At 54.6% G+C, this 25,306-nt stretch carries 28 protein-coding genes and 1 tRNA gene; 3 read left to right on the top strand and 26 right to left on the bottom strand.

Going from position 1 to position 25,306, the window contains the following annotated elements:
- Positions 1 to 257: 257 nt before the first annotated feature.
- Complete coding sequence (locus RMR21_RS02065; protein ID WP_498669064.1) at positions 258 to 2,438, top strand: DUF1217 domain-containing protein; 2,181 nt, start codon at positions 258 to 260, stop codon at positions 2,436 to 2,438.
- 90 nt (positions 2,439 to 2,528) lie between these two features.
- Here the strand turns inward: RMR21_RS02065 and yacG are convergent, their stop codons facing one another.
- The 9 genes from yacG to RMR21_RS02020 all read right to left on the bottom strand — a co-directional run bounded on the left by yacG (position 2,529) and on the right by RMR21_RS02020 (position 8,387).
- The gene (gene yacG / locus RMR21_RS02060; RefSeq protein ID WP_498669063.1) at positions 2,529 to 2,759 is read right to left on the bottom strand and encodes a DNA gyrase inhibitor YacG; all 231 of its coding nucleotides are present in this window, start codon (positions 2,757 to 2,759) and stop codon (positions 2,529 to 2,531) included.
- Positions 2,760 to 2,764: 5 nt separating this feature from the next.
- The gene (locus RMR21_RS02055; protein WP_498669062.1) at positions 2,765 to 3,388 is read right to left on the bottom strand and encodes a Maf-like protein; all 624 of its coding nucleotides are present in this window, start codon (positions 3,386 to 3,388) and stop codon (positions 2,765 to 2,767) included.
- A 30-nt stretch (positions 3,389 to 3,418) separates the two neighbouring features.
- The gene (gene infA, locus RMR21_RS02050) at positions 3,419 to 3,637 is read right to left on the bottom strand and encodes a translation initiation factor IF-1 (protein ID WP_067648657.1); all 219 of its coding nucleotides are present in this window, start codon (positions 3,635 to 3,637) and stop codon (positions 3,419 to 3,421) included.
- Positions 3,638 to 3,742: 105 nt separating this feature from the next.
- Positions 3,743 to 4,165 carry an arsenate-mycothiol transferase ArsC gene (locus RMR21_RS02045; protein WP_498670212.1) on the bottom strand — a complete coding sequence of 141 codons (423 nt, stop codon included), beginning with the start codon at positions 4,163 to 4,165 and terminating at the stop codon, positions 3,743 to 3,745.
- Between the two features lie 59 nt (positions 4,166 to 4,224).
- Positions 4,225 to 4,698, bottom strand: coding sequence for a UPF0262 family protein (locus RMR21_RS02040; protein WP_498669061.1), 474 nt, complete (start codon positions 4,696 to 4,698; stop codon positions 4,225 to 4,227).
- A 3-nt stretch (positions 4,699 to 4,701) separates the two neighbouring features.
- Positions 4,702 to 6,000 carry a histidinol dehydrogenase gene (gene hisD / locus RMR21_RS02035; protein ID WP_498669060.1) on the bottom strand — a complete coding sequence of 433 codons (1,299 nt, stop codon included), beginning with the start codon at positions 5,998 to 6,000 and terminating at the stop codon, positions 4,702 to 4,704.
- A 138-nt stretch (positions 6,001 to 6,138) separates the two neighbouring features.
- Complete coding sequence (locus RMR21_RS02030) at positions 6,139 to 6,576, bottom strand: DUF2948 family protein (RefSeq protein ID WP_498669059.1); 438 nt, start codon at positions 6,574 to 6,576, stop codon at positions 6,139 to 6,141.
- A gap of 110 nt (positions 6,577 to 6,686) precedes the next feature.
- On the bottom strand, positions 6,687 to 7,979 hold the full coding sequence (gene murA, locus RMR21_RS02025) for a UDP-N-acetylglucosamine 1-carboxyvinyltransferase (RefSeq protein WP_498669058.1): 1,293 nt from the start codon (positions 7,977 to 7,979) through the stop codon (positions 6,687 to 6,689).
- A 183-nt stretch (positions 7,980 to 8,162) separates the two neighbouring features.
- Positions 8,163 to 8,387: a hypothetical protein gene (locus RMR21_RS02020; protein WP_498669057.1), complete on the bottom strand. Its 225-nt coding sequence runs from the start codon at positions 8,385 to 8,387 to the stop codon at positions 8,163 to 8,165.
- Positions 8,388 to 8,539: 152 nt separating this feature from the next.
- Here RMR21_RS02020 and RMR21_RS02015 point away from each other — a divergent pair.
- A tRNA-Thr gene (locus tag RMR21_RS02015) sits at positions 8,540 to 8,614 on the top strand.
- Positions 8,615 to 8,720: 106 nt separating this feature from the next.
- Here RMR21_RS02015 and fliQ read toward each other — a convergent pair.
- From fliQ to RMR21_RS01930, 17 genes are all read right to left on the bottom strand, one after another.
- Positions 8,721 to 8,987 (bottom strand): flagellar biosynthesis protein FliQ, encoded by a 267-nt coding sequence (fliQ, locus tag RMR21_RS02010; protein ID WP_174152097.1) that lies wholly within the window; start codon positions 8,985 to 8,987, stop codon positions 8,721 to 8,723.
- 107 nt (positions 8,988 to 9,094) lie between these two features.
- Complete coding sequence (gene flgD, locus RMR21_RS02005) at positions 9,095 to 9,520, bottom strand: flagellar hook assembly protein FlgD (RefSeq protein ID WP_498669056.1); 426 nt, start codon at positions 9,518 to 9,520, stop codon at positions 9,095 to 9,097.
- Positions 9,514 to 9,960: a flagellar biosynthesis repressor FlbT gene (gene flbT / locus RMR21_RS02000; protein ID WP_498669055.1), complete on the bottom strand. Its 447-nt coding sequence runs from the start codon at positions 9,958 to 9,960 to the stop codon at positions 9,514 to 9,516. The genes flgD and flbT overlap by 7 nt, the downstream gene beginning before the upstream one ends.
- Positions 9,957 to 10,304: a flagellar biosynthesis regulator FlaF gene (gene flaF / locus RMR21_RS01995; RefSeq protein ID WP_174152094.1), complete on the bottom strand. Its 348-nt coding sequence runs from the start codon at positions 10,302 to 10,304 to the stop codon at positions 9,957 to 9,959. The genes flbT and flaF overlap by 4 nt, the downstream gene beginning before the upstream one ends.
- 54 nt (positions 10,305 to 10,358) lie before the next feature.
- Complete coding sequence (locus tag RMR21_RS01990; RefSeq protein ID WP_498669054.1) at positions 10,359 to 11,372, bottom strand: flagellar hook-associated family protein; 1,014 nt, start codon at positions 11,370 to 11,372, stop codon at positions 10,359 to 10,361.
- 1 nt (position 11,373) lies between these two features.
- Positions 11,374 to 12,822, bottom strand: a complete 1,449-nt coding sequence (gene flgK / locus RMR21_RS01985; protein ID WP_498669053.1) for a flagellar hook-associated protein FlgK — start codon at positions 12,820 to 12,822, stop codon at positions 11,374 to 11,376.
- An 18-nt stretch (positions 12,823 to 12,840) separates the two neighbouring features.
- A complete protein-coding gene (locus RMR21_RS01980) occupies positions 12,841 to 14,106 on the bottom strand; it encodes a flagellar hook protein FlgE (RefSeq protein WP_498669052.1) in 1,266 nt (421 codons plus the stop codon).
- A gap of 264 nt (positions 14,107 to 14,370) precedes the next feature.
- Positions 14,371 to 15,042, bottom strand: coding sequence for a transcriptional activator Rem (gene rem / locus RMR21_RS01975; RefSeq protein ID WP_498669051.1), 672 nt, complete (start codon positions 15,040 to 15,042; stop codon positions 14,371 to 14,373).
- A 278-nt stretch (positions 15,043 to 15,320) separates the two neighbouring features.
- A complete protein-coding gene (locus RMR21_RS01970; RefSeq protein ID WP_498669050.1) occupies positions 15,321 to 15,902 on the bottom strand; it encodes a transglycosylase SLT domain-containing protein in 582 nt (193 codons plus the stop codon).
- A complete protein-coding gene (gene fliK / locus RMR21_RS01965) occupies positions 15,832 to 17,286 on the bottom strand; it encodes a flagellar hook-length control protein FliK (RefSeq protein ID WP_498669049.1) in 1,455 nt (484 codons plus the stop codon). The genes RMR21_RS01970 and fliK overlap by 71 nt, the downstream gene beginning before the upstream one ends.
- A 1-nt stretch (position 17,287) precedes the next feature.
- The gene (locus tag RMR21_RS01960) at positions 17,288 to 18,508 is read right to left on the bottom strand and encodes a chemotaxis protein (RefSeq protein WP_498669048.1); all 1,221 of its coding nucleotides are present in this window, start codon (positions 18,506 to 18,508) and stop codon (positions 17,288 to 17,290) included.
- Between the two features lie 8 nt (positions 18,509 to 18,516).
- A complete protein-coding gene (locus tag RMR21_RS01955; protein WP_498669047.1) occupies positions 18,517 to 19,791 on the bottom strand; it encodes a MotB family protein in 1,275 nt (424 codons plus the stop codon).
- A complete protein-coding gene (locus tag RMR21_RS01950) occupies positions 19,784 to 20,428 on the bottom strand; it encodes a hypothetical protein (RefSeq protein WP_498669046.1) in 645 nt (214 codons plus the stop codon). Before RMR21_RS01950 ends, RMR21_RS01955 begins: the two co-directional genes overlap by 8 nt.
- A gap of 190 nt (positions 20,429 to 20,618) precedes the next feature.
- Entirely contained in the window at positions 20,619 to 21,584 is a 966-nt protein-coding gene (locus tag RMR21_RS01945) for a flagellin N-terminal helical domain-containing protein (protein ID WP_498669045.1), read from the bottom strand.
- A gap of 269 nt (positions 21,585 to 21,853) precedes the next feature.
- Entirely contained in the window at positions 21,854 to 22,732 is an 879-nt protein-coding gene (locus tag RMR21_RS01940) for a flagellin N-terminal helical domain-containing protein (protein ID WP_498669044.1), read from the bottom strand.
- Positions 22,733 to 23,050: 318 nt separating this feature from the next.
- Positions 23,051 to 23,929 (bottom strand): flagellin N-terminal helical domain-containing protein, encoded by an 879-nt coding sequence (locus RMR21_RS01935; protein WP_498669043.1) that lies wholly within the window; start codon positions 23,927 to 23,929, stop codon positions 23,051 to 23,053.
- 272 nt (positions 23,930 to 24,201) lie between these two features.
- Positions 24,202 to 25,080 carry a flagellin N-terminal helical domain-containing protein gene (locus RMR21_RS01930; RefSeq protein WP_498669041.1) on the bottom strand — a complete coding sequence of 293 codons (879 nt, stop codon included), beginning with the start codon at positions 25,078 to 25,080 and terminating at the stop codon, positions 24,202 to 24,204.
- Positions 25,081 to 25,118: 38 nt separating this feature from the next.
- Between RMR21_RS01930 and RMR21_RS01925 the strand changes: the two genes are divergently transcribed.
- The gene (locus tag RMR21_RS01925; RefSeq protein ID WP_498669040.1) at positions 25,119 to 25,283 is read left to right on the top strand and encodes a hypothetical protein; all 165 of its coding nucleotides are present in this window, start codon (positions 25,119 to 25,121) and stop codon (positions 25,281 to 25,283) included.
- Positions 25,284 to 25,306: the final 23 nt, after the last annotated feature.

The following is a 25,306-nucleotide window of genomic DNA, read 5'->3' as shown; positions in this document are numbered from 1 at the left end:
ACGTCGCGGATTTTCCGTCATGGAAAAGCCCAGCCGACCGATTGGACGCAGATCGACACCCGAGGCTTAGTCTCCCAAGCTTGCGCGAGCGTGGATGAAAGTCCGTGTTGCCCTGCCTGACAGATGCATCGATATGCGAGTGAAATATTAGGCTTTGGTTCAGATAGAACTTGTAATATGCTGGTTGGGTTATTCGCGCGATGATGGCGTGTACGCTGGCCATGTCTTTCCAGGGGCCACACTATGCAAGGCTATCCATGGCGATTTCTACCTACACAAGCTATCTCACGGTCAACCGCGATATAAAATCGTCGATGTCGACAGTCGCCAGTCAGACGTCGGTTGCGAAAGATACTGCCTATTACAAGGCAAAAATCGGTGACGTGAAAACGGTCGATGAGTTCCTGGGAGATTACCGCCTCTATTCCTACGCCATGAAATCCTATGGTCTTGAAGACATGACCTATGGCAAGGCGTTCATGCGAAAGGTGCTGGAAAGCGACCTCTCCGATAGTGCAAGCTTCGCCAACTCATTGACGGACAAGCGATACCTGCAGTTTGCTGAAGCCTTCAACTTCGAAGGCGACAAGAAGACAGCGCAAAACACCGCCCAGGCCACAAGCGTAACCGATGCCTACAAGGCGTCCTTCACCGCTGAAGAAACGTCCATCAAAGCGGAGAATACATATTTTGCGGCTCAGATCGGCAAAGTCACCGATATCGACAGCCTCGTCAACAATACCCGGCTTCGCACCTATATGCTGGACGCCGTGGGTCTTGATTCCTCCTACACATCCAAAAGCTACCTGAAGCAGGTCCTGACGAGCGATCTCAGCGATCCCAACAGCGTCGCCAACCAAGCCAAGGATCCAGGCTGGAAGAAACTGACCGCAGCTTTCAATTTCAATGCTGACGGCACCGTGAACGGCAGCATGCAGACCACCAGCCAGACCGAAGACCTCAATCTCGATTACGTCTACAATCAATCCACGTTTCCTTCGACCTTGCTGGCGGACTCCAACAAGCGCTACTGGGAAAAGAACATCGTCGGTGTTACCAGCGCCACGGATCTTGTCTCGGACAGCCGGATGCTCGACTATGTGAAAAAAGCATTCGACCTCAACCCGATCATTATGCCGAGTAGCGTTGCGAGCCTGATGTCGAGCGAGAATTTCGCGACCACCTATGGCAACACGAAATTGCTGGACTATTTCAATTTCGAAACTGATGGCACGCTGGCGAGTGGAAACACTGCCCAGACCGCGACGCAGACGACCGATGTCAACAGGCTCTACAAAACGGCATTTTCCGAGGATCAGGCGACAGCTGTCGACGAAGCTGTGGCAAACTACGAAAAACGGATCACCGGCTTCACCAGCCTCGATGATTTTTTCGTTTCCAATAAAAAGGATGACGACAAGAAAAACGACGGCGTTACCGAAGTCTGGGATGTGGCGCTCAGGGCTTTCGGCATCGATCCCGACGAAGTCAGTCAATCAGAACTGAAACGCGTTCTCACGAGCGATTTGAATGACAAGAAGAGTTACGTCAATTCCCTCAAGGATGACCGCTTCATTGCGTTGAACAAGGCTTTCAACTTCACCTCCGATGGCAAATTGGAGGCACCGCTGCTGGCACAATCTGAAAGTGTCACAAACAATTATGCGGCAGATTACGAAAGTAACAAAGTCAGATCGCTCAGCGGTGCCGCAAAAGACGCAGCGACCAAGAAAGCCGACACCGAAGTCGAGTATTACAAATCCAAGATGGGGGCCATCACCACCACCAAGGAACTTCTGGCCGACACGCGTGTGACGAATTTCGTACTTGAAGCCAATGGCATTGACCCGAAAAGTGTCGCCCCTGCCGACCTCAAGAAAATGTTCGACTCCGACTTGTCGGACCCGAAGAGCTACGTCAACACGCTGGAAAACAACAAGTTTGCCCAGATCGTTGCTTCCTTCAACTTCGATGCGAAAGGCAATCTCACCGCAGATGCCGAGCGCGGCGGCCAGCAACGTGGCGCAGTTTTGGAAACGACCGATCAATTCGTTCGCCAAACTCTGGAGGAACAACAGGGCGAGGGCAATGCCGGCGTGCGTTTGGCCTTGTATTTCGAGCGCATGGCACCAACGATTTCAAGTGCCTACGGCTTCTTGAGCGATGACGCGCTTTTCCAGTTTTTCAAGACCAGCTTCAACCTGCCAACCTCGATTGCCAATATGGACGTGACCAAGCAGGCGGAACTGGTCACATCCTATATCGACATCCCCAAACTTCAAGATCCGGAATATGTCAGCAAAATGTTGAAGCGCTTTACCGCGCTTTACGACGTGCAGAACAATGTCTCGCAATCGCCTACCCTGTCGATCCTGAATGGAAGCACGTCCATTAGCGCGGATACACTTCTGGCGGTTGCTCAGTTGAAGTCCGGCTGACCGTGATATCGATCTGCATCTGCCGAACGAAACAGGCCTGAAAATCGATGTGATTTTCAGGCCTGTTTTTGGTTACGCAAACCGTTTCGCTCAATATTCGCTGTCGTCTGCGCGCTTTGCAACGCCTTCTTCGTCGGCATTGCTCTCATCGTCGGCAACGGGAATGGCGTAGGCGCCCGTCAGCCAGCGTGAGAGATCGGCTGTGCGGCAACGATCCGAACAGAATGGGTAATCCTCACGCGTGGATGGGCGTTTGCATTCCGGGCATGGCTGCGCCTTGCGCAACGGTGTGACGGTGGATTTGTTGGATGCGTCTGTCATGGAGATCAACCTTCCTGCCAGGCCGATGCCACCTCAAAGCCCTCGCCAGCCAGAAGCGACACTGTTTCATAGAGCGGTAGCCCGACGACATTGGTGTAGGAACCGGTCAGTTTCTGGACAAAACAGCTGGCAATTCCCTGAATGCCGTATGCTCCCGCTTTGCCACGCCATTGACCAGAGGCGATGTAGCTTTCGATTTCATGTTGCGACAGGCGCTTGAAACGAACCTTGGTCTCGACCACCTTCTGGCGCACCTTGCCGCTCGGTGTCACGAGACAGACGCCCGTATAGACCCAATGGCTGCGACCCGACAGAAGGTGAAGCGCTGCAGACGCTTCCTCGATATATTCGGCCTTACCGACAATACGGCGACCGACGGCGACGACCGTGTCAGAGCCGAGCACATAGGCACCCTTCCAGGCAAGCTCGCCTTTCACAGCCTTGTAAGCGGCTTCCGCCTTTTGCAAGGACAGGCGACGGCAAAGCGTGCGCGGGTGCTCGAGGCGTGCGGGCGTCTCGTCGATATCCATCGGCATCAGACGTGCGGGCTCGATGCCGACTTGATGCAGAAGCTCAAGACGGCGTGGCGACCCGGAAGCCAGAATCAGCTTTTGTTTTGCGTCTGTCATGCTCTGCCAGTCGTCCGATCTGCCGGGCGCTTACTTGAAACGATAGGTGATGCGACCCTTGGTCAGGTCGTAAGGCGTCATTTCAACCAGCACCTTGTCGCCTGCCAGAACGCGGATACGGTTCTTGCGCATGCGGCCAGCGGTGTGAGCGATAATTTCGTGTTCGTTTTCCAGCTTTACGCGGAACGTAGCATTCGGCAAAAGTTCGATAACGACGCCCGGAAACTCAAGGACTTCTTCTTTGGTCATATAGTGTTTTTCTTCCTGTTGATAATGCCGGACTGAACAGTCCGGGAAAATTGCGCGGAAACTACACAATCGCCGCACATTTGTGAACCTAAATTGTCATTCGTATTAAAGTGTCTCGGAAAAGGGCCTCGGCCGTTGCGGCAGGCGCTCCGAAATCAGCTTTTTCAGGTGTTCGCGGACCTCACGATAGGCCTCAAGAATATGGTCTCTCGTGCCTGTCGCCACCGTTGGGTCCATGGTCGGCCAGTAGACGACATCGAGCGCGTTCGATCTGGTTAATTCGAGAGCTGCATGATGCGCCTCGGGCGTCAGGGTGATGATGAGATCAAAGAAATCATCCTCGATTTCATCCAGCGTCCGGGGCTTGTGTTTTCCAAGCGTCAGTCCCGCCTCATCCAGCACCGCATCCACGAACGGATCCCGCTCACCAGCGCGAACGCCCGCCGATTGAATATAGATGCCGGGAGCAACCAATTGTTTGGCGATGACCTCAGCCATGGGCGAACGAATAGAATTCATGCCACACATGAACAATATGGCGCGCGGTGCCTTTTCTTTCAAGTCGACACCGACAGGGTCTTGCACGCCTAACCCCGCCAATACAGCACACAGACAAGCGTAAACAGGCGACGCGCCGTATCGAAATCGACCTTTATCTTACCGGATAGCCGGTCCATCAACGTCTGCGAACCATCATTGTGGATGCCGCGACGCCCCATGTCGATAGCTTCGATCTGGCTTGGCGTAGAAGACCGGATCGCTTCGTAATAGCTTTCGCAGATCATGAAGTAGTCCTTGATGATGCGGCGAAGCGGTGTGAGCGACAGGATATGCGTGGCGACAGCCTGCTCGTCTTCAGTTCTGATCGTAAAGACCAGCTTGGTATCAACGAGCGCAATATTCAGCTTGTAAGGACCGCCTGCGTGGCCGAAAGGTTCAAAGCTGTTCTCCTCGATGAGGTCGAAGATGGCGACGGCACGTTCATGCTCCACGTCAGGTGTGGACCGGCCGATGCTCTCGTCCAGAACCACATCGCAGAGCCTGAAAGTGCCTGGCTCCATCTTTCACCCTTCCAGATTGAGACGGATGGCAACGGAGCGCGCATGCGCATCCAGCCCTTCGGAGTGGGCGAGCGTAATGGCCGCCGGTGCGAGCTGGCGCAATTGATCCGGCCCCAGACGCAGGATCGACGTGCGCTTTACGAAATCCAAAACAGAAAGGCCGGACGAGAAGCGCGCCGAGCGTGCCGTCGGCAGAACGTGGTTGGAGCCGCCGACGTAATCGCCAATCACTTCAGGCGTATGGCGACCGACGAAGATCGCACCCGCATTCCTGATGCCAGCCATCAGAGCGTCTGGATCGTCCACCGCCAGTTCCAGATGCTCTGCCGCGATGCGGTTGGCAAGCGAAACGGAAATGGCGAGGTCTTTGACCAGTATGATCGCACCGAAATCCCGCCAGCTGGCGGTTGCCGTCTTTTCACGCGACAGCAGCGTCAACTGACGCTTCACGGCCTGCTCCACCGCTCTTCCGAGTTCCGCATCGTCGGTGATCAGGATCGACTGCGCACCCTCATCGTGCTCGGCCTGCGCCAGGAGGTCGGCTGCCAGCCATTCGGGATTGTTGTTCTTGTCGGCAATGACAAGCACTTCCGATGGCCCGGCAATCATGTCGATGCCGACAGTCCCGAAAACGTGCCGCTTGGCTGCCGCCACATAGGCGTTGCCAGGACCGACGATCTTGGCAACAGGCGCAATGGTCTGCGTACCGTAAGCGAGCGCTGCGACGGCCTGCGCTCCGCCGATGCGGTAAATTTCTTCGACACCGGCAATACGTGCTGCTGCCAGCACGGCCGGATTGATAACGCCGCCATTGGCCGGCACGACCATGACGACACGCTCCACGCCAGCCACCTTCGCCGGAACAGCGTTCATCAGCACCGAGCTCGGATAGCTTGCCGTGCCGCCAGGCACATAAAGACCGACCGCCTCGATGGCCGTCCAACGGGAGCCGAGGCCAACGCCGATGTCGTCCTCGTAGATATCGTCTTTCGGCATCTGTCGTGCATGATGCTTTTCGATACGCGCTGCAGCGAATTTCAGAGCGTCAAGAACGGCAGGATCTACCTGTGCGACAGCCGCATCGATTTCCGCTGCCGTGACGCGCATGGAGGTCTTGGTGAAATCCAGGCCATCGAATTTCAGGGAATAATGGGCCAGTGCGTCATCGCCACGCTTGCGGACATCATCGATAATATCGCGCACGACGACGTTGACGTCTTCCGACACTTCTCTTTTCGTCGTCAGGAACGCTGCGAACGCCTGTTCGAAATCGTCAGACGCCTGTTCCAGCCAGATTGCCACGTCACTTACCCTCTTGCTACACCGCCTTTCGAGACGGTGCGGAATGCCTGCCTGCACGCTGTCGCATGCGCTCTTGGGTATGTGGCATAAATTAAAACAGACGGGCAAGGCAATTCCCTGTCCACCTGTTTTATAAGATCAGTCTTGTGGGTGCTTTGGTTTTGATGCTGTTTCCCAGCCACCGCTGACATCGGCCAGTTGCGCCTCGATGCATTCCACATCCATCGCTATGGCGCCGCCGCCCGAAAGGGTGAGTTCGACCGTCCCATCAGGCCCCTCACCATTTTGAGTGAACTGCACGGCAAGCAGGGACAGGACCTGTTCCTTGTTATCACGATCAAAGCCGGAAGAGCGGACGTTTCCCACACGCTTCAGCGCCAGAACGCTTCGGCAACGCTCCTGCGGCTGGCCCTTTTTACTACCGTTTTCCCAGACGAAACGGTTGGCCGAGACAAGAAACTGGCCGGTTTTGCGATCAAATGACGCATCTTTCAGTTTGAAGACGCTGTCCTGCATGTGTGTCGAGATGATGGAGAGGTCTTCCCCATCCAGCGCCATCAATTTAAGGCCGCTCATCGTGTGTATGCCCTCCTTGTGCGGACAAGGCCGCGTATATCCAATTGTGACTTGGAGATAAGCAGTCGAGGCCCGCTGTACAACCAGCGCGCCTCGATGAGAGCACAGTATTAGTCGCTGACGCGCTCGACCTGCGCACCGCAACGGTTGAGCTTTTCTTCCAGGCGCTCGAAACCGCGATCCAGATGATAGACGCGTGACACCACGGTCTCACCTTCGGCAACGAGACCGGCGATGACCAAAGATACCGATGCGCGAAGATCCGTCGCCATGACAGGCGCCCCCTTGAGGCGAGACACACCTTCGATGCGTGCCATCTGGCCGGAGAGCGAGATTTTCGCGCCGAGACGCGCCAGTTCCTGAACGTGCATGAAACGGTTTTCGAAGATGGTTTCGGTGATGTGCGAGACGCCCTGTGCGCGCGTCATCAGCGCCATAAACTGCGCCTGAAGATCCGTCGGGAATCCCGGGAAAGGTTCCGTCACGACGTCCACTGGCTGGATACCATTTCCGTTGCGAACGACGCGCAGGCCGGTTTCCGTTTCCGTGATCGTCGCGCCGGCGAGTTTCAGCGTGTCCAGCGCGTTGTCGAGCAGCGACGCGCGTGTGCCTTCCAGCAGAACATCGCCACCCGTCATGGCAACAGCCATCGCGTAAGTGCCGGTTTCGATGCGGTCCGGAAGCACGCGATGGCGCGCGCCGTGCAGCGACGTCACGCCTTCAATGGTGATGGTAGAGGTGCCCGCACCCTCGATTTTCGCACCCATAGCAATCAGGCACTGCGCAAGGTCTACAACTTCAGGCTCGCGAGCCGCGTTGTGAATGACCGTCGTGCCACGTGCCAGCGATGCGGCCATCAACATGACATGCGTTGCACCAACCGAAACTTTCGGGAACGTATAGGTCGCGCCGATCAAACCACCGGAAGGCGCCGTTGCGTTGATGTAACCGCTGTCGATTTCCATATTGGCGCCCAGTGCCTTCAGACCTTCGATGAACAGGTCAACGGGACGTGTGCCGATGGCGCAACCGCCCGGCAGGGACACACGCGCTTTGCCGTCACGCGCCAGAAGAGGCCCGATGACCCAGAAGCTTGCGCGCATCTTCGATACGAGTTCATAGGGAGCCGTCGTATCGACAATGGTCCGGCAGGTGAAATGTACGGTGCGGGAATAGCCCTCATCCTGGCTTTCACGACGTCCGTTGACCGCGACATCGACACCATGATTGCCCAAAATACGGACGAGCTGTTCGACGTCTGCCAGGTGGGGAACGTTTTCAAGCGTCAGCGTATCGCTTGTCAGCAGCGAGGCGATCATCAACGGCAAAGCTGCATTCTTTGCGCCTGAGATCGGTATGATGCCGTTGAGTTCGTTGCCACCAATGATTCTGATGCGATCCATGCGTCCCTACGAGCTTAACGCCCGCCTTTCCTGAGTGCTTGTAACGGATAGGCCTCTCCTGCCCGTCCGTTCTTTGATATCCGGTCTAAAATCAACCTAGCGAGCGGCCGTGCCGCGTTGTCCGTTAGGCTACGCAGTAAAGGAAATCCGGCGCCAGTTCAATTTTCTGATGAATGTTTCTTGTCAGCACGATTCGTCCGTTTTTGCGGCGGGCAGACCATTTGTTTCGTCCGCCTCTCCCGCGCGTCGTGCTCGGGCCTGCTGCTTGCGGCGAGCCAGGTTTTCACGCAACTTGTTCGCCGCCCGCGCCTTACGCACGGCCTCTTGCCGTTTGGCCTCATTGCCAGGCCCATTTTGCCCGGAGGCAGGCTCTGCTTTATCGGCCAGATTGTCGTGATGATCGTTCATGAGCGCATCCATAGCGGAATTCGCAACTTTTCAACAGCCCCCACCGGTTTTTACCGCGTGGAATGACCAAGTCTCATATTGCGGCTTGCACTCGTCATAAACCTATGGCAATAGGCCCCAACTTGATGTGAAGCACTGCTTCGGCATCGGATGCTGCGGTAGCTCAGTGGTAGAGCACTCCCTTGGTAAGGGAGAGGTCGAGAGTTCAATCCTCTTTCGCAGCACCACTTTCCCATGAAAATTGTTGCCGTGATTGGTTATCAAGTGATGCTTGATAAGGTCATCGATTTTTCTGTGAAAAGCCGGGTCGGAGCGATGTGGCTTAAAACAGCGCTAGAACCCCGACTGGACGCGAGAGAAGACCATGGTCGTGAACATGGAGATTTGGGCGCCGACAAAAGGTGCGGAGACGCCGATCGCGAGCATGACCGCGATGATCTTCGGAACGAATGTCAGGGTCATTTCCTGGATCTGGGTCAGCGCCTGAATGAAGGCAATGACGATACCAACGACCATGGCGGCCAGAACAGCCGGACCCGATGCCACAAGAATGGTCCAGATGGCATTTTGCATAATGTCGAGAGCGTCGGCCTCGTTCATCTCAGTCCGCTCGATCTAATCGGCGTCACGAAGCCGAGTGGAAGACATCTAATTTCAGTGACGCCGTTTCCGTCTATCATAAGCAGTATATGATTCGAGACGGATGGTTAAGCCGGAGTGTTGGCGATTTTGATGCCTTGTGTAATCGCAATCGTCGCGCCGGATGTGGTGGTCGCGCTGATGCCTTCGGCGGTTACCTTCACAGCAGATACGACACCCGTGGTTTGCTCGTCTGCACTGGTCACCGTTTTCCCGATATAGGAAGATGCGCTCGACAGCGAATTGGCCGAAAGAAGGCTTTCAAGATTGGTGTTGGTCTTGATGGTCTGCTCGACCTGCGAGAAGGTGGCAAGCTGTGCCACCTGTTCGCTGGCATCCATCGGATCGGTCGGATCCTGGTTCTTCATCTGCGTGATCAACAGCTGAAGGAAATTGTCGTAATCCAGCGACGCCTTTTTCGCGTCGGTTTTGGACGCAGACGTCGCAGCAGACGTGCTCGTCGTAGAAGTGCTACCTGTGACAGCGTCTACCATGGTGCAATTTCCCTTCTCAGTTCATTCACCGCCGCAGGCGTAATTTCATGACTGTTGAGAATGACTTCTTCCTTGGCGTAAAGACCACGAATGGTCTTGAGCGCATCGAAAGGACGACCAGACGATACGGTCGCGTCGATCCGCTTCAGTTCAGAACGAATATCTTCGTTCTTGAACGTGGTCAGAAGCATCGTGATCGACTTGCGGAACAGCGAAAGGGACTGCTCCTTGCCCTCAGGGTTGATCAGCATCATCTGGACGATGAAATAGAGCTGCCGCAAGGGTGTCGTGGTGTCTTCAAGTTGCAGGACGTGGTTTTCGAGAAGGAAGGTCACGTCGTTCAGAAATTCCAGCGAGACTTTTCTGTCAACGCGCAAGACAGCGCCATTGATGAAGATTTTTTCCCCGGATTTCAAAGAAATGCGCAGCGTACTTTTCATTTTAATCCATCCTTGATGATGGTTGTAACGTCAATGATGCCCTGATAATTCTTCGATTTACGTTTGCGGATTTGTTCGCATTCTCTCAGAATCCAGATAGCGATGGATATCAGGTTGGCTTTCAGTTCAACAGGAAGCTCGTTTTCGGCCTGCTTGAGGTCGTCGATAAGCCTGGTCCAAACGCGTCTTGTGTAAAAGATCGCCTCGATTCCGTCCTTGCCGTAATGGTCGTGCTGTTTGGCTGCGGCAAGAAGTTCGATCGATCGTTCTAGAACCTGTCTTTCTCTATCGCGGGCGATATTGGGGTCATCCTCCATTATCTCCGCATATGAAAACTGGAACATTCATTTTTCCTTATGGTCTTAAATGCCACCTGTCATAGGCGTTATCTGTTTTCGCTAGAGAAAGTTCACAAGGCTGAGGCCCTGTATCTTCGAGGTGATGGAGTATGACGTCTCGACCTGATTGAGCAGGGTCGTCAGGCGTGTGGACGCCTCATAGGTATCCACACCGATAAGGTTGGTGAGCTGTGTGTCGATGATCGTTTTTTGCGAACTCATGTAGGTATTCGCCTTTTCCACTCGTTCCTGGGACAGGCCGATTTTTGCCCGCTGTGTATCGATGCCAGAAATTGCGGCTCCAGCCAGACTCGTGGTTGTGTCATTGACGACAGCGAGCGCATTCGAGTTCAGACCGGAGTTTACAAGCTGCGACGATATCACACTCGCTAGCACAAGGCTTTTGAAACCATCCGAGTTCGCAGTGGTGGATGTGGACACGGTTTCCGAAGTGCTAATACGGCTACTCATGGTTGTTTCAGAAGCACTCGTCCAGGATGGCCAGTCGAGATTGTCCTGATAGTCCGACAGAAACGTTTTCATCTCATCGGCAGTAACAGACGAAGGGTCGGGGAACTGCGTGTCGAATGCTGTTTTGAAGTCCGAGCTGATATCGTCGATGAACGTGTCGCTCAGAGTTTGCGCATCGGTGTTGATACCTGAGAAAAGATATTCCCCGTTAACAGCCGTGTTCGAATAGCTGACGAAATTCTCGAGGGTCGACTTGGCCGTGGTCTGGGCAACGCTCAAGCTGCTGGCGTCGGTATTACCGCTGAGCGCGATGACCGAGTTGAGCAGGCTTTGGGCCGACGAAGACATGTTCTCCATGGCCAGCTGAGACGCATCCATGCGCTGTTCTGCCAAAGCATTGGCGTCCATGATGGACTGGAGACGTCCGCTTTCGCGCGTGTAATCCAGGCTGGTGGACGTGCGGGTGCCAAGTTCCAGACCAACATCCGAGTAGGTGCCAGTCACGGCCTCTTTTTGCAACTTGGTGATTTCCGTCTGCGCGTTCGAAACGGTCAGTTGCATGGCAGTGCTGATGGAGAGAGAAGAAATCGGTGTCGTTTTCATATCAGTTCGCGGCCTCCATCAGTGTCTTCAATAGATCGTCTATGGTCGACATGAGTTTCGCGGCAGCCTTGTAGGACTGCTCAATGTCCAGCATCTGGATGAGTTCTTCGTCCAGATTGACGCCGGTCGAATTGGAGTAGGCTTCTTTCGACTTGTTCAGCATGGCAGAGGTGCTTTCCGCGGCCGATGTGGCGTTGGAGCGATACTCTTCCACGAAGCCTGCGGAATCGGTTGCAAAGCTCAGGAGGCTGACATTGGTCGAGATGCCGGCAGCGGGATCGAAATCCATCTGGGCGTTGAGACCAGCGGCGTATTTGTAGAGCAGGTCGGAATAGCCGCTGGAATTTTCGGTGTTTGGTGTCTCGCCCGCAATGGAGCCATCGCGAAGTTTCACAGGCGTTGCCGTTGCGTCAGGTGATACCGTGACCAAGCCTGCCAGACCTGGAATGGCTGTTGGCGGGTCCGCATCGAAATCAACGACAGAACCATCGCGTGTCGTAAACAGGCCAGTAACGGAATTGCCGCCGGCATCGGTTTCGGCAAACGTCTTCATCACCGAACGCGCGATCTCGTCGAGCTGGGTCTGGTATGTTGGGTAAACCTCGTCGCGAAGCTGCAACAGTGCGGGGAGGCTGCCCTTCGAATTTGTGTTGCTGCCTGCACCGGTCTTGATAGCAACGCCATCGATGTAGATGCTTCCACCGGTCGTGTTGGCATCATAGGCGGCGAGAGAATTGAACGAAACCTGTCTCGGTCTTGTTTCAAACAGCGTCGTACCATCGCTCGTGTAGATGGCCATATCGTTGTCGGACCGAACAGATGTCGAGATACCGACGATCCCGGAGATCTGCTTGAGAAGTCCTTCACGCTGATCGAGAGCATTGTTCGGATCAGTGCCAGCGGCTGTTGCCGAGCGTACCGCACTGTTTGCCTGTTCGAAATCGGACAGGAGCTGGTTGAGCTTTGCGACTGTCGTTGAAATTTCACTGTCGGCATCGGTGCGCAGCTGCTGAACAGCCTGCGTCGAGGTATTCAGCGCGCTTGCGACATCGCTTGAGGCGCTGACGGCGGCGGAGGCCAGTGTTACATCGCTTGGTGATGCTGCGGCAGTCTGCAAAGCCTTCTGCAAGGCAGCAAGGTAGGTTGCAGGCGCCGCGGTATATTCTTCACCGCCGAGAACGACGCTGAGCGAATTCATACCATCAAGGAATGCTTGCTTTCCAGCGTCATCGGACGTCGCTGCCAGCGTCTGCTTGAGGAGCGCGGTATCTTCGGTGCGCTCAATCTTGACTACGATTGCGCCGGTGGACATGTTCGTGGTCGTGATCGCTGTGCGGCGATTGTAGTCCGCAGAGCTGGCATTCGAAATGTTGGTCGAAACGACACCACTCTGGAGCGCTGTATTGCTCAGAGTTGACTTGGTCGTATTAAGTGCCGAAGCAAGCGACATTCACCCGTCCTCTAAAAACTATCGTACCAGATTGATGAGAACGTCCATCAGATCGGAACCTGTCTGGAAGACCTTGGAATTTGCAGTGTAGCTGCGCTGTGCCTGGATCATTTCGGTCAATTCCGTCGCGATATCGACGTTGGAAGACTCGAGCTGTTTCGAGGAAATCTTGCCGAACCCGGTCTGACCTGCGAAACCGAGCGTCACGACGCCGGAGTCTGCGCTTGTCTGGAAGACGTTGCCCGAGAGAACACTGAGATTGTCCGGGCTTGCGACATCTGCCAAAGGGATCTGGAAGAGCGCACGCGCAGCGGATTTTGCGTAGGTTGCGTAGACGGTGCCGTCAGCCGTGATAGAGATGGATTGCACCTCTTCAGCCGGGTTACCGTTGACGCCGCCCTTGGCGATCGTCGACTTGTCAGCACCAAGCTGCGTCATACCGGACAGGTCGACCGTGATGCTGGTATTGTTGTTGGTGTCGTCGATCAGGATCGTCTTGGGATCGTTCAGCATCTTGCCGAGATCGTCATAGCTCAACGTCATTTGGCTGATAGCGCCTTCGGAGTACGGGAAGCCACCAGGCGGCGTCGCATTTGCTGCGTCATAAACCGAAACTTCCCACTCGCCCTGATCCGTCTTTGCGAAGTAGAAGTCATATTTGATTTCGTTGCCGAGTGGATCGTAGCCGGTCACAGAGGTCTTCAGGACGCTGATCTGGTCGACGACGACAGAAGCACTGTTATCACCAGGAAGATTGGCGGCAACGGGCGCAGAGTCGCTGAGGTTACCGGTCAGGGATCCTGTCGTGGAAGGAGTTGCCGTCATGCCGTTGGCAGAGACATTGACCGGGACCAGACCATCGTAGCTGTTGATGACTGTCGTTGGCGTTGTGCCTGTGTACTGGTAGCCAAGAAGCGTAAAGCCAGCGTCGTTGACCAGGAAGCCTTCGTCATTGGGCGTGAACGAACCGGAGCGTGTCAGGAAGACGTTGCCGGCCGTATCCTGAACGACGAAGAAGCCATCACCGTCGATGGCCAAATCGGTCGAAGACTGCGTGGACTGCAAAGCGCCCTGCTGCGAAATCGAATAGTTGACGTTTGTCATGACGCCGCCGGAGTTGTAGCTGCCGCCGCTCGATGACAAGACGAGTGAGGAAAAGGCGGTCGATGCACTTTTATAGCCAGTCGTGCTGGCATTGGCGATGTTGTCGCCGACCGTTCCCAGCTTGTTTGCCTGAGCGCCCATGCCTGATACGGCCGTCTTCATCGTTCCAAAAAGGCTCATTCCGAATCCTCTGTTCCTGTCTGTACCAAAGTTAGGATGCGGGCCTTGCGTGAGGCTGTCTGTTTTCACTCTGGTTAGGAAAAAAGAAAAAAAGGAACCGTTGATGGAACCAATCGTATTTCACCACGTTTTCGGTGCGGAATCAGAAAGCCGCCGCAACTGGTTCCAGAAATGAAAAACGCCGAGGGCCTTGGGAGCCGACGGCGCAGAACATGAAAATTCGGAGGCACGTGACCAGGACCAGATGCGGTCCGGGGCGGATGTTTAGCTCCAGTCGATGCAATAGCCCAAAAACCGCTTTGAATCGATCGGATCAAAACCGAGTTTCTTGCGCAGCTTCTTGCGAAGCTTGCTGATGTGGCTTTCGACAACGTTTTCTTCGACTTCTTCGTCAAAGATGCCGTAAATTGCATTGAAAATCTGTGATTTCGAAACACGACGGCTGCGATTTGCGATTAAGTATTCGAGAATACGGCGCTCGCGGCGCGGCAAGGCAAAGACTTCACCATTGACCTCGGGATCGCGACCATCCGAAAACACCCGGATTGGACCCGCGTCGGTGAAATTCGTCAGCACCGAAAGCCGACGGCGAATTGCCGCCGCACGTGCGAGAATTTCTCTCGGGTGGACTGGCTTGCGAACGACATCGTCCACGCCACAGTCAAAGAGTGCCAACGTCGCATCCAAAGAATGATGATCGCTGACCGCAATCACAGGCGCCTGAGAGCGATCCCGGATTGTGCGTGGCAACTCGTGAGTTGTGTCCGACTGACCAATCAGGAATGCCTCGATCGCCGCAATATCAGAGTCCGCCGCCGTTGTTACCCATTCGCCAAATTCTACTGGATCGAATCCAGTCGAGGGAATTCCCTCTCGCCCAAATAGGGCTGTATACCCGTCCTTAACAAGCTTCCGCTCATCAACTACCACGATCATTCGTCCGCCTCCGAATCAGTGTAGCCAATCTACAGTCCGGGTGTACGAATCGTGGGAATCTCTCACAACTACAAAAAACCACAGGTATTTATTAATAATTGATTAACAAAATTGTTCCGATTTGATCTACATATAGTATGCCGTTAAAATTTTAAGGATATTTTTTTGGTGGAAAAGTGCCCGTCAAGTCAGTTAAGACTTGCGTTGCCATTTTTGACTGAATCTCGCCTTATTTTTTTGTAGCCTCACAAAGGCCTTGAGGGACAACCATAGATTGGTCAGGTTGCGCAGAAATTTCTCGCGTTGACGGTCCATTGTCCGTAGCCGGTGGCGACCAGATTACTGATGACCCGGCAAACATACCGCTGTTGAGCAGGATCGTTGTTGGGTCCTGCATGGTACCTGGCTACCGCCATCGTCCAGGTTTCATGTTTGGCATGAAGACGGCTGAGAAATTGAGCGGCGTAAGACACGTTCTTGGCGGGGTCAAACATCTCCGCCAGCGACTTGAATTCAGCGCCATGGAAGTAAACGTTGATCTGCATGCAGCCGATATCGATCAGCTTGGCACCGCTGCGTTTTGCATTTTCCACGAGTTGATAGGCTTCTGGAAAGCTGCTCGGGAAAAAAGCTTTCCCTTCTATGTTGATTGCGTAGGGGCTCAAAGAGCCCTTTCGACCCGTCTCCGTCAGCCCAACCGAATAGAGAATACCTTCCGGTATGCCGTACTGTCCGGCCGCTGCCTGGATTTGGCGTTCGCAGTCAACCCGCGTTGCGGTCTGTGAAGCCTCACAGGTAAACGAGGTCAGGGCGAGCGCTGGAAGCGCGAACAGAAGTTTCAGCCGTTGAAGTGCTTTCATGGACGATGGCCTCCTGGCGGGCGTCGCCACTTGCTTGCCTATATGATTGTTGTTGTTGAGGCTTTTCTTCCTGGCCACGCTGGTTGTGCTGCGCGCTCTGCTGGCCGCCATCGGAAGGCTGTCGGTTGTTGGTGCCATTGTCCTGTCGGTCTGCGCCACTTGCCAGGCTAACCGTCACCTGCTCGACACTGAACCCTTGAGACTTGAGAGCATCGAGGATGCTTGAGCTGTCTTTCTGAAGTTCACTATAGCCCTTGAGCGTATGTGCCGTCAGCTGAACGCTCAGGTCATCACCAACGAGTTTCAAAGCCGCGGTGACATGACCCAAGTCAACAGGTGCCATCTGGATCTTCAGCACATGAACAACCTGCCCCGTACTCGCGATCATTGGCCCGCTGTTTGTCTGGCCAGCCATGCTGCTCGCCCAATCGGGGTCGGATGACATGGCGCTGGTTATGGCCGCAGCATTCGTTGCCGGCGCAAGTCCAACAAACCGTCTGCTTTCAACCACCTGCACCACATCGGCAGCGTCACCAGCCGCCTTTGCCACGTCCACTTGCGTCGAGCCGTCTTCGTCCGTTTCAAAATGGAAATCGATGCCCGGAGTATCCTGCTTTTGCAGTCTTACCACAGAGGTCGTCGTTGGACCGCCATCAACCAGTGGAGCCGTGCCGATGTTGCCGGATACCGCACCCAACGTCTGGTTCGCGTTCTGCGCCGGAGCAACGTTTTGTCCTTGCGGCTGATCGGGCTGGGTCGGCATTGCAGTCGATGCCAGCAGCGCCAAAAGATCAACATTCTCGTTTACGGCGCCAACCGGGGCAGCGTCTGCGTCAATAATTTCGTCGGTGGCATCGCCTTTGCTGGCGCCTTCGGTCTTGGACGTCGCAGGTGCGGACACAGTTTTGGTAAGGGCCGTCACCAGTTTTGCGAGGTCGGTCATTACCGGTGCGAGTGCGTTATCGTTGCTGATATCTTGCCTGGGTACGGTTGCGACTGGCAATTGCTCTACAATTGGCGCTTCCGTCGTCAAATCGGCGTTGACCAGCGGCAGAACCGTATTTTCAGGTGTGGTGGTGGCGACAGCTTTCACGACGACTGGGAAAACTGGAGGCGGGACGATTGGCTTGCTCGTGCTCGGCTGTGGCGTGGTGAGCGGTGCCGCGTCCACCGCGGTATCCTCTGCCACCGCTTGCGGCTGCGCATCATCCTTGGCGGCGTTCGCATCCCCGCGCGGGCTCTGCCTGGACGGAGCAGCCTTGTCGAAAGAACCGAGCGTTTCGGAAAAACCGGAGCCTTTGCCCTTTGAGGTGTCCCTGCCCTGTCGGCTTGCCTGGGCCGTGGCGTCGGAATTTGCGGACGCAATCGTCGTTAACACGTTCATCCTATTTCTCCTCCTGCTTCAACAAAGTGTCGATCTCGCTTAAGCGAGTCCGGCCCTTGTCGACGAATTCCTGCACAGGCGCGCTCGCAGCCGCCTGTTGGGTCTGTTCCTGCTTTACCGGGTCGCCACCGTTTTGCGGTGCCGCAGCAACGCCACCATCTTGCGATACCGGGGTGGCTATGGGTGCCCGTACGATTTGCTCGGCAACGGCCTGGGCCGCGTCGCGCAGTGCAAGATCGCGCGGGGACAGTTCGTCGCTGGGTATGCTCGAAAGCGCCTCGCTGGCACTATGAACGGCATCGCTCGATACGCTCGCCAATCCAGAATACAGTTTCGACAACGGGGCGCGTGCGCCGTCACCGGTTTCCGGCAGCAGAATGTTGGCCTGCTCCGTTGCAAAACGCGCCAGCTCCACCTGCCCGCGCAACGAAGCCTGCCGCGCGATCCGCAGATAGATTTCCTCTGCCCTCTCATCATCCATCAGCTGTGCAATTTCACCGATATTCTCTTTGGAAACTGCGCCATTGCTATCGACTACGAAGGTTACGAAGAGATCGGCGAATTGAGAAGCATAAGGAGAATGTAGAAATCTGACCGCATATTTCCTGACATAGGCGAACGTCTTTTCGGGCTGCTTAGCCTGGATCATGGCGATGATCGAGCGGCGCAAAGCAGCCTCTTCGATGATCGTGCCAGGTGCCGTCAAACGTGCATCATCGAAGTAGACCAGGGCCGCCGTGGGATCTCTCGTTACCGTGATGTTGCCTGCAATCAGCATGAGATAAGGGCCAAGTACGCCGTTGCGATACTCCGGCAAGATATCGGATATGACCTTTTCGGCTTGGCTACCTCTTCCGTTGAAATATTTCTGCAAAACATTGATCACCCGCGTGTCGAAATGGCCCTGAACGTCACGGGCAACGAGGTAATCGAGGGTTTGCGGATTACCGCCACTCATGATGTAGGCAAGCGCAGCGTCTGCATTTTCGGAATCTTCGAAAATCGACGGGTCGGCGGTCCGCAAAGCGGTATCAATGGTTTCGAGAAGGTATTTTTGCATATCCCGCGCGGAATGATCGCCCATGACCACGGAGTCCTGCACGAACTGAAGCGAGCGCAATATTTTGGAAGGCGGCAGATTGCTTTGTGCGTATCCGTGGCTGGCGCTAGCCAACCAGGGAATGCACAGGGACAAGACAGCTATGCGGGTCGCTTTCATCATCCGCTGCCTCAACCATCCTCAAGCAAGATTTCGATACGGCGGTTCGCGCCGTTCATAGGATCATCGACGTTTTGCAGGCGACGATCGGCAAAGCCGGAAAGCTGCTTGATCCGTGTTTGGTCCAGACCGCCGCGCGACAGCATGTAAAATGCCGAATGGGCGCGATCCATGGAAAGGGTCCAATTATCTTTGCCGCCGACGCTATAGGGACGCGCATCAGTATGACCGCGAATGACGACGGCACCGGGTTGCTTGCTCAGAACCGCGCCGATTTTTTCCATCGCCAGCACAAGCGTTTTCTGGGGCACAGCGGAACCGACGTCGAACATGGACGTGTTGGCTTTTTCCGAAATGGTAATCAAAGTGCCGCCCTCGGCAGGGGTGACCACGATACCTTCTGCCAGCTTACCCGCAACACCAGCAACCTGCTGAGAGATTTCGTCGCGCAATTTGTCAGCGGTTTTTTTCTCCGCTTCCGTAACATCTGCTGCTTCATCAGGCATCTGATTTTTTTCGACGGATGCGATCTCGGTCTTCGGGTTCTTCTGTGCACTGGGGGCCACGTTCTGAACAGGCGTCGCAGGTTCGCTGTCGCTGATGACATCGGTCAAGTCCTGCTTGGCGACCGCAGCCTTGGCGTCGGCCGTCTTCTGGTCTTTCTTTGGCAGAGCCGTATCCTGCACCGCAACACTTGCCGGCTGCGCGGGCACATCCACCTGCTTGCTCCAAAAATCCGGATCGAACGGATCGCGGTAGGCTTCTCCACCAGAAGCACCGGTCGATGGGCCGGAGTTGCTTGCACCGCCCTCGCCCTTGGCACTGACATTGGCCTGTTGGCCAACTTCCTGGGCAATCTCCGCCAGAACCGCATAAGGGTTCTCGAAGAACGCCGCTTCGGAATAGGCGGTCTTGTCGCCTGATGATGACGTCATATCCTCACCGCTCGCAGCGGCTGCGGCATCTTCCGGCTTTTCAGATTTGGTGTCGGAGGTCTGCTGGGTCTGCTCGCCCTTGGCCGTTTTGGCAGGCTGCTTCATACCCTTGTCGGCAGGCTTCTCATCGGTGAGCTTGATCGGGTTGAAATAGCTGGCAACGGAAGCCTTTGTTTCCTCATTCGACGCGTTGACCAGCCACATCACGAGAAAGAACGCCATCATGGCCGTCATGAAGTCCGCATAAGCGATTTTCCACGCGCCACCATGAGCCCCATCGTGGCCGCCCTTGTGGCGCTTGACGATAATGATCTCGTTTTTGCCGTGATGGTGATTTTCGCCTTCACTCATCCGCCAAACCCCTTACGCTCTGGAAAAACTCGGATAGTCTTGTCATCAGCACCGAGTTTTCCATCTGAACCTTCACGTCGATATCGGTCGACACATCGTAGTCGACCTGGTTGTCGACATCACCCAAGGCTTCCCGAACACGCGACACGATAAGATCAGGACCTGTGATCTTGATCGTCCCGGCATGACCGCCCTCAATCTCTTTGATGATCTGGGTCGCGACATCTGTGGCCGCCTTTTCAGCGAAGTCGCGTTCCATCAACATCCCGAACAGGCGAAAACAGACCTGCTCCACATCCGCGGCAATCGTCTGCTTCATGGAAATGACCGACATCGCAAGATGTGTGGCAATTTCTTCTTCATAACGCGTCCGCATTGCCTCGATTTCCTGGGCATGCGACGTACGTAGCGCTTCAAGCTCTTTTTCGTGCGTGTCTTTTGCCTGTTGGGTCGCGGCTACTTCGCCTTCGGCAAACGCTTTGCGTTTCTCTTCGTCCAGATCAACGATGATTTCCGGCTCTGCGAAAACGTCATTTTCAAAAGCGGAAACAGGCGTGTCGACGTAGAAGTGGCTCGGCGTCTCAGGCGGCACGAACTGGCTGAAGTCCTTGAGATATTTGGCAAGCGCTCCGCTCATAGATGCTCTCCACCCAACATCGCGCTTGTCTTTTCTTCAGATGAGAACGTCATGAAATAATCCGCAAGGCATTCAGCTACAGCCGACAAAATGGCTTTACGCACTCCCCAGGAGTGCGCAAAGACGAGGCAGCAATTCAGTGTCTCAAACTAGAGGGTCAAACTTGTGCGAGGATGAACCCTGCCGCAGATCACGCAAACAGGTTGGCTAGGCTTTTGCGATGGTTGTTGGCAAGCGACACCACTTGAACCGCCAGATCGCGCTGCGTCTCCTGCGCTTTCAATCGTGTGGACTCTTCTTCCATGTTGGCATCCACCAGCCGGCTGACACTTTTGCCCATGGAATCTTTCAATGCGCCAACAAAGGTCGTCTGCTGATCAATTCTGCTGGACATGGTGCCGATCGAGCCAGCCAACTGGTTCAACTTGGTCGATAACTGCCCGACCACATAGACCATATCATCGAGTTCGTCGTTGGTCGTACTTTTCGAAACGCCGATTTCACTCCCCGTTTGGCCCGTCGGGGACCCAACGTCCAGCAGGTAGTAATTGCGCTCCGTGGAACTTGTATCAGGGTTACGTTTACTTGCGTCAACGCCTGCGGTCAGCAGCCCACGGCTCGCATCGCTGCCGTCGACAAGCGTCGTTTGCGCCGTATTGACGGTCAGATACTGCAACGTGATGGAGCCGGATGTATCCTTCTGGAACGAAAACGGGACACGCTTTTCAGGCTGAAGCTGCTCGCTGGTGTTATAGAGCCAATTATCGCCTGAAAAGCTTGCCGCCTGCGAGACCGATTGCAGATTGTTCTTGAGCGCGTCGATGGCACCGTTGATTTTGCTTCGGTCTGCACCAGGCTCGTACGCCGTGGTCAGTTGCGTCATGATCTGATCGACAACATCGATAATCGCGGTCACGGCCTCATAGGCCGTGTCCGCCTTGGACGCACCAAGGTTAAGCGCATCTCCAACACTGGTCAGAACATTGCCGTCAGAGCGCAGATTGGTTGCCGTGGACCAATATCCAGAGTCGTCGGCTGCCGAAGCAATTTTCAAACCCGAGGTCACCCTCGCTTGTGTCTTCGTCAGCGTATCATCGCTGAACAACAGGGTTTGGAGCGCGCTTTGCACGTAGCCAGAGGAGAGAATTTTGGTCATCGGTACCTACATCGGCAATGAGTGTCAGAAACATGCCAATCAATCTGGCGAAGATCGCACTCTCATCATGAAGAGGCGTGGGAGCCAATCTCGAAGCTGCTAGATCGTCAGCGGTTGGAAATTGCAATCCTGGAGCAGGCCTTATATCAAGCCAAGCTATGCCGAAGCTTGTGTGACTGGCACCAGTATCAGTCTCCTTCGGTGTCGCGATAAAAAAAAACCGCACCATCCTTTCGGATCGTGCGGCTTTTTTATGTGATATCTGATACTTAACGCTGGAACAGCGTCATAATATTCTGGGCCGAAGAGTTCGCAATCGAGAGTGACTGGATGGCCAGCTGCTGTTGCGTCTGGAGCGCGGAAAGCTTGGCGGATTCCTCTTCCATGTCTGCATCTACAAGCCGGCTTACGCCAGCTTCCATCGCATCCGACAGTTTAGCGGAGTAGTTGTCCTGCAAGTCGATACGGGTCTGGAGCGCACCGATAGCGGCAGCTGAGTCCGTCAGGCCACTCATCGCGTTTTCAACGATGTTCATGAAAGTGTCGATCTCGCCTTGCGTGGATACGCTGGTTAGAGCAACGCTCATAATGCTGCCGAGAATACCGCCCGAGCCAACGCCGCCGTTGATCGATTGGAACATGGCGTAAGAACCGATATTGAATTTCGCTGTCGTAACGCTGACGCCGCCGCTTGCCGTACGAATAAAGCCATCAACAACGCTGGCCTCAGTCGCAGAGCCGTAAACCATCCAGTTTTCACCGGAGAACGAAGCGCCCTGTGCGATTGCGGAAAGCTGCTCCTGAAGTTTGCCGATTTCAAGCTGGATCTGGCTCTTGTCAGTGGACTGCTCGCTGGCGGTGACGAGCTTTGCTTTGATTTCGTCAACAGCGCTGATCGCGCTTTCCATTGCCGCATAGGCAGTGTCAACCTTGGCAGCACCCACACCCAGAGCGTCCGACGCAGCGTTCAGCGCCTTATTGTCGGAGTTCATGGTGGTGGAGATGGACCAATAGGCAACGTTGTCTTTCGCCTGACCAACGCGGTAACCGGAGGAAACGCGGTCCTGGGTGTCGGAGAGATCTACGTTGATGTGGCGCAGCGTCTGAAGGGCAGACATTGCAGAGGTGTTTGTCAAAATACTCGTCATCTTCAGGTCGCCCCTTTGGCAAATCTTTTAGAAGGGACATTCCGGTCCAGCCGGGAAACGCAGCAGGCAGCTTCATGCTTCCCGACCTTGAAGTGGCCGGTGCGCTGTTTCGATGACCACAGAAAACAACTTTATGGTTAACAAAACTTTAAACGAAGGAAATCTTTTACCTTCATGAACGAAGCCTTAAAGCCAGTCGCTACCGTTAACAAAGAATAACATACTGTTAAATAAAGATAATTTTGAATATCTAGACGTTAATTTTTATTAAAAAAAAGCCGCGCAATGCGCGGCTTTTTCGCTTCAAATGGGAAGAGATTAGCCTCTGAAGAGAGACATGATGTTCTGCGAAGAAGAGTTGGCAATCGACAGCGACTGAACTGCGAGCTGCTGCTGGGTCTGCAAGGCCGAAAGGCGCGCAGATTCTTCTTCCATGTCGGCGTCAACCAGACGGCTTACGCCGGCTTCGATCGCGTCGCTCAGCTTGGCAGAGTAGTCGTCCTGCATGTCGATACGCGAAGACAGAGCACCGAGAGCAGCTGCACCATCGGTGAGTTTGTCGAGTGCGCCCTGAACAGTTGTCAGGAACGCATCAATTTCGCCCTGCGTCGAGTTGCTTTCCAGCTTGACGGACATCAGAGAACCGAGAACACCACCGGTACCAACGCCGCTGGAAATGGCAGAGAACATGGCGTATGTGCCAGCATCGAACGTCGCTGTCGTTACCTTGACGGCGCCTGCAGAGTCACGAATGAAGCCATCGACCACAGTCGTTGTCGATCCGCTGCCCTGTACAGCCCAGTTTTCGCCGTTGAAAGAAGCGGCCTGACCGATTGCTGTCAACTGTTCCTGCAGCTTGGTAATTTCAAGCTGAACCTGGTCCTTGTCGACGGATGTTTCGCTGGCAGTCGTCAGCTTTGCCTTGATTTCGTTAACAACGTCGATCGCGCTGTCCATAGCAGCATAAGCGGTGTCGACCTTGGCTGCGCCGACGCCCAGAGCGTCCGTTGCTGCGCCGAGTGCCTTGTTGTCGGAATTCATTGTCGTGGAAATCGACCAGTAAGCGACGTTATCGGCAGCTTTGCCGACCTTTTCACCAGACGAAACGCGGTCCTGCGTTGTTGCAAGATTCATATTGATAGTGCGCAGAGTCTGAAGTGCAGACATTGCAGATGGGTTAGTCAGGATACTGGTCATAGTATTATTTGCCCCTTTGGCAAGAATAATTGAAGGGACATTCCGGCTTTACCGGTAAACGACGATCAGCGTCATGCCTGCCGAACAGTATAGTAAATTTTCGGCCGTCGTTTTGGTAACCCGATCTAACATTATTAAGGTTAAGGACTTCCAAATATTCAGTAAAAAATGAGTTAATTTTGAAAATAATTTGTTAATACTATTTTAATGAACTAAGAACGCAAAAAGGCCGAACCTTTCGGTCCGGCCAATTTTCAAGTCTGCTAGTTCTATTAACGGAACAGCGTGAGGATGTTCTGCGAAGAAGAGTTGGCAATCGACAAGGACTGGATCGCCAGCTGCTGCTGTGTTTGCAGAGCGGACAGTCTGGCCGATTCCTCTTCCATGTCTGCATCAACCAGACGGCTAACACCGGCATCCATCGCATCGCTGAGCTTGCTGGAATACTGATCCTGAAGATCGATACGCGTGGACAGTGCACCGAGAGCTGCGGCGCCCTTCGTCATTTTTCCGAGTGCTGTTTCGACGGTCGAAAGGAACGCGTCGACCTGACCCTGTGTGGATACGGATGTCAAAGCGATTGTCATGACCGCAGCAAGAACACCGCCTGTACCGACGCCAGCCGTCGAGATGGCGGAGAACATCGCGTAGGAACCTGCATCGAAGGTCGCTGTCGTGACCTTGACGGTACCGTCAGTGTTGCGGATGAAGCCATCGACAACAGTCGTGGACGAACCGCTTGCCTTGACGGCCCAGTTTTCACCGTTGAACGAAGCGGCCTGACCGATAGAGGACAGCTGCTCCTGAAGCTTGGTGATTTCGAGCTGAACCTGCTCCTTGTCGACAGACGATTCGCTGGCAGTTGTTAGCTTTGCCTTGATTTCGTTGACAACGTCGATTGCGCTATCCATAGCGGCATAAGCGGTGTCGACCTTGGCCGCACCAACGCCCAGTGCGTCAGTTGCTGCACCGAGTGCCTTGTTGTCGGACTTCATCGTGGTTGCGATGGACCAGTAGGCAGCACCATCGGACGCACTGCCGATCTTCATCCCGGTCGAAACGCGTTCCTGCGTCTTGCCAAGATTGCTGTTGATCGTGCGCAGTGTCTGAAGTGCGGAATTGGCGCTGGAGTTGTAGTTAATGCTAGACATAATAGTGCCCCTTTAGAACGCGGTACAAGATGAGGGACATGCCGGATTACAAGTACCGGCGCGAACGGTTCGGCATCATGCCACTCGGTTCCGATTTTCTTATGGACAACCAAACCCGTCACGCAGGGATCAAAATGCGCGGCAACGATTTCCAAGTCCTTAATTTTGAAGGTAGCGGCCAGTCTGTTGGTTTTGTTGGTTAATATCGCGCAAAGACCCGACAGCC

It is taken from the genome of Agrobacterium sp. rho-8.1 (assembly GCF_033957725.1).
Classification (GTDB): Bacteria; Pseudomonadota; Alphaproteobacteria; order Rhizobiales; family Rhizobiaceae; genus Agrobacterium.
The sequence above is the reverse complement of the archived record's forward strand: the minus strand, read 5'-3'. Positions and strand labels throughout refer to the sequence as shown.